An 8014-nucleotide genomic window follows, 5' to 3' on the forward strand; every position below is an offset into this window, starting at 1 on the left:
CTGCGTGCCAAGGACTCGCCGTTGGACGGTGTCCGACCGCCGTACCGTCGTCTCGGTCGTGTTGGTTGTCCTGTCGGTCTTCATGATCTGCGCTAGCGCCGGGGCCGGCAGCTGGGTGATGGCTGCGCTCGGCCTGGCGGTCCTGGCCGCGGGCCTGGGCCTGTACGTCGTCTCCGGGCTCAACAGCCGCGAGTTCGCGTACGTCCCCGGCACCGCGAACGTGCAAAGCTGCTCACCTCCGCCGGCTTCGGCCCTGTACGGGCGGTGCACCATGCAGCTGATCGTGCACTCACCCGGTACGGACGACGTGGCGGTCAAGATTCGCGAGACCGGGGTACCGGTGGCGAAGTGGCCGCACGAGGGCAGCACGCTGCCGATCCTGGTCGCGATCGGCGACCGGCGCCGGGTACGGGTGCTGTGGGACAACGTGCGCTCCCACGGCGACGTCGCCAGCACGATGGCCGGCGATGAGTTCGCGGAGGACGACCAGGACGCGGTCGAGGAGACGTACCTCGGCGACCTGCTCGACGAGGACTACCCGGTCGAGGTCGACGAGGGCTACCCGGTGGAGGAGAGCCCCGCCGCCGAGGCCGGCACGGCCGACCCGTCGGACCGGGTGATCGAGCTGGACCTCATGGACCCCACGGTCTTCCGCGTCTCCCCGGCCGAGGACGACCTCGCCGTCATCCCCGACCTGGTGTTCCCCGATGTGCTGGGGCCGGACTTCGACGACGAGTTCGCGCCCCCACCGGATGAGCCGGTGGCCGGCGAGCGGGTGCCGGGCTTCGCGGAGACCTCGACCGAGGACTACTGGGAGCCGGCCGAGGTCCAAGAGCCCCGCGACGTCCAGGGGTCCCCCGAGTTCCAAGACTCTCCCGACCTCCAAGACTTCCCCGAGGAGTTCCCCGACAGCCAAGACTTCCCTGACAACCAGGAGTTCCCCGACAGCCAAGACTTCCCTGAGGTTCAGGAGTTCAGGATCGAGGAGCCCGGGGTCGAGGAATTCGGGATCGAGGAGGCCCCAGGGATCCAGGAATCGCCCGACATCAGCGAGTCCCCGGACATTCAGGAGTCTCCGGGCATCCGCGAATCTCCCGGGGTGGACACCTCCGGTGCGGGAGGAGTCCCCTCCGGGCCGGGCCTGCCGCCCGACGGCACGCCCGGCGGCCCCGGACGGACCTCGGGCCGGCGGCGCCCGTCGCCGCGTCCGCGCCGGCCGGCCCGGGAGGAGATGCTGGAGCCGAACGAACCCGGTGCGGTGATGACCGCCGAGCCGCCAACGGACCGGCCAGTTCAGGTGGCCGACGAGACCGGGTTCGCCGGCCAGTCGACCATGACCGGCTCGATCACGGCACCTCCGGCGGACTACCTCGACGCGGTGGACTACCTCGACGCGGCGGACTACCTCGACGCGGGGGACGACCTCGACCCGGCGGACAGCCTCGACGCGCCGGACGGCTTCGTGGGGGCGGACGACTTCGACGCGGCGGACGACTTCGACCTGGCGCTCAGCCTCTTCTCGGCGCCCGAGGTCGACGCCCCCTCCGACCCGGCCCCGACGCCCGGCTCCGCTGCGGCCCCCGGCACGGCCCCGACCCAGGGGCTCGCCGAGACCCAGGGGCTCGTCCCGGCCCAGCGTCTGACCCCGACGCAGGGTCCCACCGAGACACCGGTCCCGGCCGACACCCGAACCCCGGCCGCCCCGCCCGCCGCCCAGGCGCCGGCCACCACTCAGGCGCCGGCCACCACTGAGGCGCCCGGCACGCCAGCCCCCGCGCAGGCGCCAGCCCCCGCGCAGGCGGCGCCCGTGGCTCCCCCTCGCCAGCGCGGCGGAGCGCTGCGGGTTGAGCACGTGCTGTCCGCCGCGCCCGCGGTGCGGGCCATGCCCCGCTCGTCGGTCGTCGGCGACCTCGCCGAGGACGGCGAGATATCCGACGCGTACCTGACCGTCACTCCGCCACCCGGGCAGCCCGAACCCAGCGGCGTACGGGGCGTGAGCGTCAGGCTGTTCGTGTCCCACCTGGGCCGGTCGGTCGCCTTCTACCGCGACACGCTGGGCTTCGTGCAGGTCGACATGGGATTGGGCAGCGCCGTACTGGAGTCCGGGGACTGCCGGGTGGAACTGCGCCGGGTGGCCGACATGGAGCCAGTCGATCGCAGGCTGGTGCACCTCATGCTGGAGGTACCCGACGTGCAGGGCGCGTACGAGGACCTGCGCGCCCGGGGGATCGACTTCGTCCACCGGCCCCGCGCGGTCAGCCGGTACGACCAGTTGGAGCTGTGGTCGGCGGCGTTCCGCGACCCGGACGGCCACGGCATCGCCCTGATCCGGTGGGACCTGCGCCGCTGAACCCGTGGCGCCGAATCGTGCCGCTCCGATCCGGGTACCGGCGCTAGCCGGTGATGCTGCGCCGCACGTAGAGCACGTACACCCACACGGCGCCGAACAGGACGCCCAGCACGGCCAGCGCCACGTGGAACAGCCCGCACGCGAACAGGGCGACCTGCAGGACGGTGGCGGCGTGCCACGCCCACCGGCGGCGCAGCATTCCGGCCAGCACCACGCACAGCGCCGCCAGGGCCAGCACCGACCCGATGGCCGCACCGGTCACGTGAGTACTGATCTTGGTCAGCGGCACGATCGCCAGCAGCAGGACGAGTGCCTCGAGGGCCAGGGCGCCCGCGCCCACCCCACGCACGGCCCCCGCCGGGTTGCGCAGCCCCGAGCGCGGCCCCTCGGCAACCGGCGCGCCATCGCTCCCCGCGCCGCTGGTCCCCGCGTCGCTGCTCTGCGGGCCGCCGCTGTCCGTAACGCCACCGGCCTGCTCGCCCACGTCGCCGTCCCGCGTGCTCATCGTGCCGCCTCGTTGGACCCGCCCGGGCCGCCGGATCCGGCGGCGTCGGGCTTCCTGACTCGCTCACCGCGCTCGATCATCGGCGCAGCAGCTTCCGCGCGTCGGCCACCGTGATCACCGAGCCCGTGATGATCACGCCCACCCCGCTGATGCCGGCGTCGACGTCCTCCTCGGCCAGGTTGACCGCCGCCTCGATCGCGTCCGGCAATTCCGGCTCCACGTGTACCCGATCCTCTCCGAACACCTCGACCGCCAACTCCGCCAACTGGGCCGGCGGCATCGCCCGGGGCGAGCTGTTGCGCGTCACCACCACCGCGTCCACCACCGGCTCAAGCAGGTCCAGCGCGCCGGACACGTCCTTGTCGGCGAGCATCGCGACGACCGCGACCAGCCGCCGGAACGCGAACTCCTCCTCCAGCGCGGTCACGGTCGCGGCCATCCCGTGCGGGTTGTGCGCGGCGTCCAGCAGGATCGTCGGCGCATTGCGCACCCGCTCCAGCCGTCCGGGCGACGTGGTACCCGCGAAGCCCGCCCGCACGTTCTCGCCGTCCAGCGTACGGGCCGTCCCGGCGCCCAGGAACGCCTCGACGGCGGCCAACGCGACGGCGGCGTTCTGCGCCTGGTGCGCGCCGTGCAGCGGAAGGAAGACATCCTCATAGATGCCGCCCAGCCCCTGCAGCGTGAGCAACTGCCCGCCCACCGCGAGATCCCTGTGTACCACGCCGAACTGGCTGCCCTCGCGGGCGACGGTCGCACCAACCTCGAGGCAGCGCTCCAGGATCGGCGCGGCGGCCTCCTCGTCCTGCAGCGCCAGGATCAGCGTCGCGCCCTCGTGGATGATCCCGGACTTGGCGGTCGCGATGTCGGTCAGCGTGTCGCCGAGCCACTCCGTGTGATCCAGCCCGATAGGCGTGATCACGCAGGTCTGCGCGTGCAGCACGTTGGTCGAGTCCTCAGCGCCGCCGAGCCCGACCTCGACCACTGCCACGTCGACCGGTGCGTCGGCGAACGCCGCGAACGCCATGGCCGTGGTCATGTCGAAGTAGGTCAGCTGTTCCCCGGTCTTCGCGTCGACCAACTCGGCGAGCGGCCGCACCTCGCGGTACACCTCGACGAAGCGCCGCTCGTCGATCGGCTCGCCCTCGATCGAGATGCGTTCCCGCACCGTCTCCAGGTGCGGGCTGGTGTACCGGCCGGTCCGCACGCCGTGGGCGCGCAGCAGGGAGTCGATCATCCGGGCCGTGGAGGTCTTGCCGTTGGTACCGGTGAGGTGGATCGACGGGTAGGCACGCTGCGGGCTGCCCAGCAGGTCCAGCAGTTCCTCGATCCGGTCGAGCTCGAAGACCATCCGGGTGAACCCGCGCGCCTCCAGCTCGGCGTTGACCTCGTTGAACTCGTCGCTCACCGGGTACCGCCCCGAGCACCGTACGGGCGCCGGCCGGCGCCCCTGCCCACCCGTACCGTCATGACCGCACCTCGGGATCGTCGGTGGCCACGCCGGCGCCGCCCAGCGCGACCAGCGCGGCGTTGGTGCGGGCCAGCTCGGCCTCGGCGGCGGCAAGCCGCGCCTTGATCTTGTTGACCACCGGCTCCGGCGCCTTCGCGAGGAACTCGGCGTTGCCGAGCTTGGCCTCGGCCCCGGCCCGCTCCTTCTCGGCGGCCGCCCGGTCCTTCTCCAGTCGGGCCCGCTCAGCGCCCAGATCGATGGCGCCACGGGTGTCCAGCGCGACGGCCACCCCGCCGGTGATCGGCAGGGTCGCGGTGGCGGTGAAGTCAGCGCCGTCCTGGTCCAGCCGCACCAGCGCCCGGATCAGCGGCTCGTGCTCGGCCAGGCTCAGGGCGGCCAGGCCGGACAGCCGGGCGGCGACCCGCTGCCCCGGCTTGAGCCCCTGGTCGGAACGGAACCGGCGGACCTCGGTGACCACCTTCTGGAGGCTCGCGATCTCCGCCTCGGCGGCGTCGTCGACGTAGGTCTTGTCCGGCACCGGCCACTCGGCGACCACAATGCTCGCCGGGCCGGCGGTGGCGTCCGTGGCGGCAGCGTCCGTGTTGGTGGCCTCGGCCGTACCGGGCTCGGTCGGCGTCTCGGCCGCCGGACTGGCCGCCCCGCTCAGGGCGAGCCAGAGCTCCTCGGTGACGAACGGAATGATCGGGTGCAGCAGGCGCAGTACCTGATCCAGCACGTGTCCGAGCACCCGCTGGGTGTTCGGGTCGCTGCCGATGACCGGCTTGGTCAGCTCCAGGTACCAGTCGCACACGTCGTCCCACGCGAAGTGGTACAGCGTGTCGCAGATCTTGCCGAACTCGTACCGCTCGAACTGCTCGTCGACCTCCTGCACGACGTGCTGTAGCCGGGACAGTATCCAGCGGTCGACGGTGGACAGCAGCTCGGCCGGCGGCAGCGGGCCCCGGTTGTGCGCGCCGTTCATCAACGCGAAGCGGGTGGCGTTCCAGAGCTTGTTGCAGAAGTTGCGGGAGCCCTGGGTCCACTCCTCCGACACCGGCACGTCCGCGCCCGGGTTGGCGCCGCGGGCCAGCGTGAAGCGCGTCGCGTCGGCGCCGAACCGCTCGATCCAGTCCAGTGGGTCCACCACGTTGCCGAACGACTTCGACATCTTCTTGCCGAACTGGTCGCGGACCATACCGTGCAGCGCGACGACGTCGAAGGGCTGCCGGCCCTCCATCGCGTACAGGCCGAACATCATCATCCGGGCCACCCAGAAGAACAGGATGTCGTACCCGGTGACCAGCACGCTGGTCGGGTAGAACTTGCGCAGTTCCGGGGTGTCGGCCGGCCAGCCCAGCGTGGAGAACGGCCACAGCGCCGAGGAGAACCAGGTGTCGAGCACGTCCTCGTCCTGCCGCCAGCCCTCGCCGCTCGGCGGCTGCTCGCCCGGTCCGACGCAGACGATCTCGCCGGCCGGCCCGTACCAGACCGGGATCCGGTGGCCCCACCACAGCTGGCGGGAGATGCACCAATCGTGCATGTTGTCGACCCAGGCGAAGTACCGCTTGGACAGCTCGGCCGGCTCGAACCGCACCCGTCCGTCGCGCACCGCGTCGCCGGCCGCCTTGGCCAGCGGGCCGGTGTTGACGAACCATTGCAGCGACAGCCGCGGCTCGACGGTGGTGCCACAGCGCGAGCAGTGCCCCACCGAGTGCAGGTACGGGCGGCGCTCCGCGACGATCAGACCCTGCTCGCGCAGGGCGGCCACGACCGCCGGCCGGGCCTCGAACCGGTCCAGCCCCTCGAACGGCCCGTGAGTGGTGATCACGCCGCGCTCGTCCATCATCGTGATGCTGGGCAGGTTGTGGCGCTGGCCGATTTCGAAGTCGTTCGGGTCGTGGGCGGGGGTGACCTTGACCGCGCCGGTACCGAACGAGGGGTCCACGTGCGCGTCGGCGACCACGGGGATGCGCCGCCCGGTCAGCGGCAGGGTCACCTCGGTGCCGACCAGATGGCGGTACCGCTCGTCGTCGGGGTGTACCGCGACCGCGGTGTCGCCGAGCATCGTCTCGGCCCGGGTGGTGGCGACCACTATCTCGTCGCTGTACCGGATCGAGATCAGCTCACCCTCGTCCTCGGAGTGCTCGACCTCGATGTCGGACAGCGCGGTGAGGCAGCGCGGGCACCAGTTGATGATGCGCTCGGCGCGGTAGATCAAGCCGTCGTCGTACAGCCGCTTGAAGATCGTCTGTACCGCCCGGGACAGGCCCTCGTCCATGGTGAACCGCTCGCGTGACCAGTCCACGGAGTCGCCCAGGCGGCGCATCTGTCCCAGGATCGAACCGCCGGAGCTGGCCTTCCACTCCCAGACCTTCTTGACGAAGGCTTCGCGACCGAGGTCGTGCCGGCTGGTGCCCTGCCCGGCGAGCTGGCGCTCCACCACGTTCTGGGTGGCGATCCCGGCGTGGTCCATGCCGGGCAACCACAGCGTCTCGTAGCCCTGCATGCGGCGCCGGCGAATGAGCGAGTCCTGGATCGTGTGGTCCAGGGCGTGGCCGATGTGCAGCGATCCGGTCACGTTGGGCGGCGGGATCACGATCGCGAAGGGCGGCCGGCCGCTGGCCGGGTCCGGGGTGAAGTAGCCGGCGGACACCCAGCGCTCGTACCTCGGCTGCTCGACCTCACCGGGCTGGTACTGCGCGGGCAGGTCGGTGCGGCCCTCGGGGAAAGCCCCGTCCCCCTGCTCGGCTGCCGTGGTAGTACCCGAAGGTTGCCGTCTCGTCGTCACGCACCGAGTTTACGGGCGCGCGCTGTTATGCTCCGACCGACCAGTCCAAGGGAGTACTAGTGTCCGAACTGCCGCTCCTTGAGCCTGTTGACGAGGCCGAGGAGCCGACATCCCCGCGCTGGTCCCGTCGCCACTGGATCACGCTCGGTACGGTCGGCGCCGTGCTGGTGGCGACGGTGGGCACGTTCGGCGTGATCGACTGGCGCCGGCACCACTCCGGCAGCACGCTGACCACTCCGCAGACGGTGGGCAAGCTGCACCACGACACCGCGGCGGACGCCGCGCAGACCGCGGACTACCTGCGCGACGCGCTGGGCGCCGACGTCAGTCTCCGGTCGACCCTGGGTGCGGTCTACAGCGATCCGGCCAACAAGGACGACCTGGTGCTGTTCTTCGGCGGTACCGGCGACCTCGCCTCGCCGGATCAGCAGCTGGCCAGCGCGCTGGCTCTGCTCGACGATGGGAGCGGGTCGATCACCGGCCTGCACGACGTGTCGGCGGGGTCGTTGGGTGGCACCATGCGGTGCGGCACCAGCAACGGCGACGGCGGCGCGATGTCGGTGTGCGGCTGGGCCGACCACGACAGCCTCGCGGTCGCGCTGTTCCCCGGCCGTTCGGTCGACGAATCCGCTGGCCTCATGCGCGAGCTGCGCACCGCAATGGAACACCAGAACTGACCGCGCCGACCGCATCAGAAGAACGGTCGGCGCTCACCCACGCTGTCTTTCGCCGGGGGTTTTGGCGGTAGAAACACTTCAGGGGCACCCCCAAAATTGGGGGCACCCCTGAAGAAAGAAGTCCGGCGGCGTCCTACTCTCCCACACCCTCACAAGTGCAGTACCATCGGCGCAGGTGAGCTTAGCTACCGGGTTCGGAATGTAACCGGGCGTTTCCCCACCGCTAAAACCGCCGTAACACTATGAA

Annotated in this window: 5 protein-coding genes and 1 rRNA gene; 2 read left to right on the top strand and 4 right to left on the bottom strand. The window is 71.3% G+C overall.

All coding sequences use genetic code 11. From position 1 onward, the window contains the following. Positions 1-58 precede the first annotated feature (58 nt). Positions 59-2350, top strand: coding sequence for a VOC family protein (locus ABEA87_RS14000; protein WP_345629546.1), 2292 nt, complete (start codon positions 59-61; stop codon positions 2348-2350). Between the two features lie 43 nt (positions 2351-2393). On the opposite strand, the gene ABEA87_RS14005 is transcribed toward ABEA87_RS14000, so the two are convergent. The 3 genes from ABEA87_RS14005 to ABEA87_RS14015 form a co-directional block, all read right to left on the bottom strand. Continuing rightward, positions 2394-2855 carry a DUF4233 domain-containing protein gene (locus ABEA87_RS14005; protein ID WP_345629548.1) on the bottom strand — a complete coding sequence of 154 codons (462 nt, stop codon included), beginning with the start codon at positions 2853-2855 and terminating at the stop codon, positions 2394-2396. A 76-nt stretch (positions 2856-2931) separates the two neighbouring features. Continuing rightward, on the bottom strand, positions 2932-4203 hold the full coding sequence (locus ABEA87_RS14010; protein WP_345629611.1) for a bifunctional folylpolyglutamate synthase/dihydrofolate synthase: 1272 nt from the start codon (positions 4201-4203) through the stop codon (positions 2932-2934). A gap of 115 nt (positions 4204-4318) precedes the next feature. Next, entirely contained in the window at positions 4319-7009 is a 2691-nt protein-coding gene (locus tag ABEA87_RS14015) for a valine--tRNA ligase (protein ID WP_345629613.1), read from the bottom strand. Between the two features lie 140 nt (positions 7010-7149). Between ABEA87_RS14015 and ABEA87_RS14020 the strand changes: the two genes are divergently transcribed. After that, positions 7150-7767, top strand: a complete 618-nt coding sequence (locus ABEA87_RS14020; protein ID WP_345629550.1) for a hypothetical protein — start codon at positions 7150-7152, stop codon at positions 7765-7767. Positions 7768-7887: 120 nt separating this feature from the next. Here ABEA87_RS14020 and rrf read toward each other — a convergent pair. Then, positions 7888-8004: ribosomal RNA gene (gene rrf / locus ABEA87_RS14025) — 5S ribosomal RNA — on the bottom strand. Between the last annotated feature and the right edge of the window lie 10 nt (positions 8005-8014).

This window comes from Rugosimonospora acidiphila (assembly GCF_039543385.1).
In the GTDB taxonomy this organism is placed as follows: Bacteria; Actinomycetota; Actinomycetes; order Mycobacteriales; family Micromonosporaceae; genus Rugosimonospora; species Rugosimonospora acidiphila.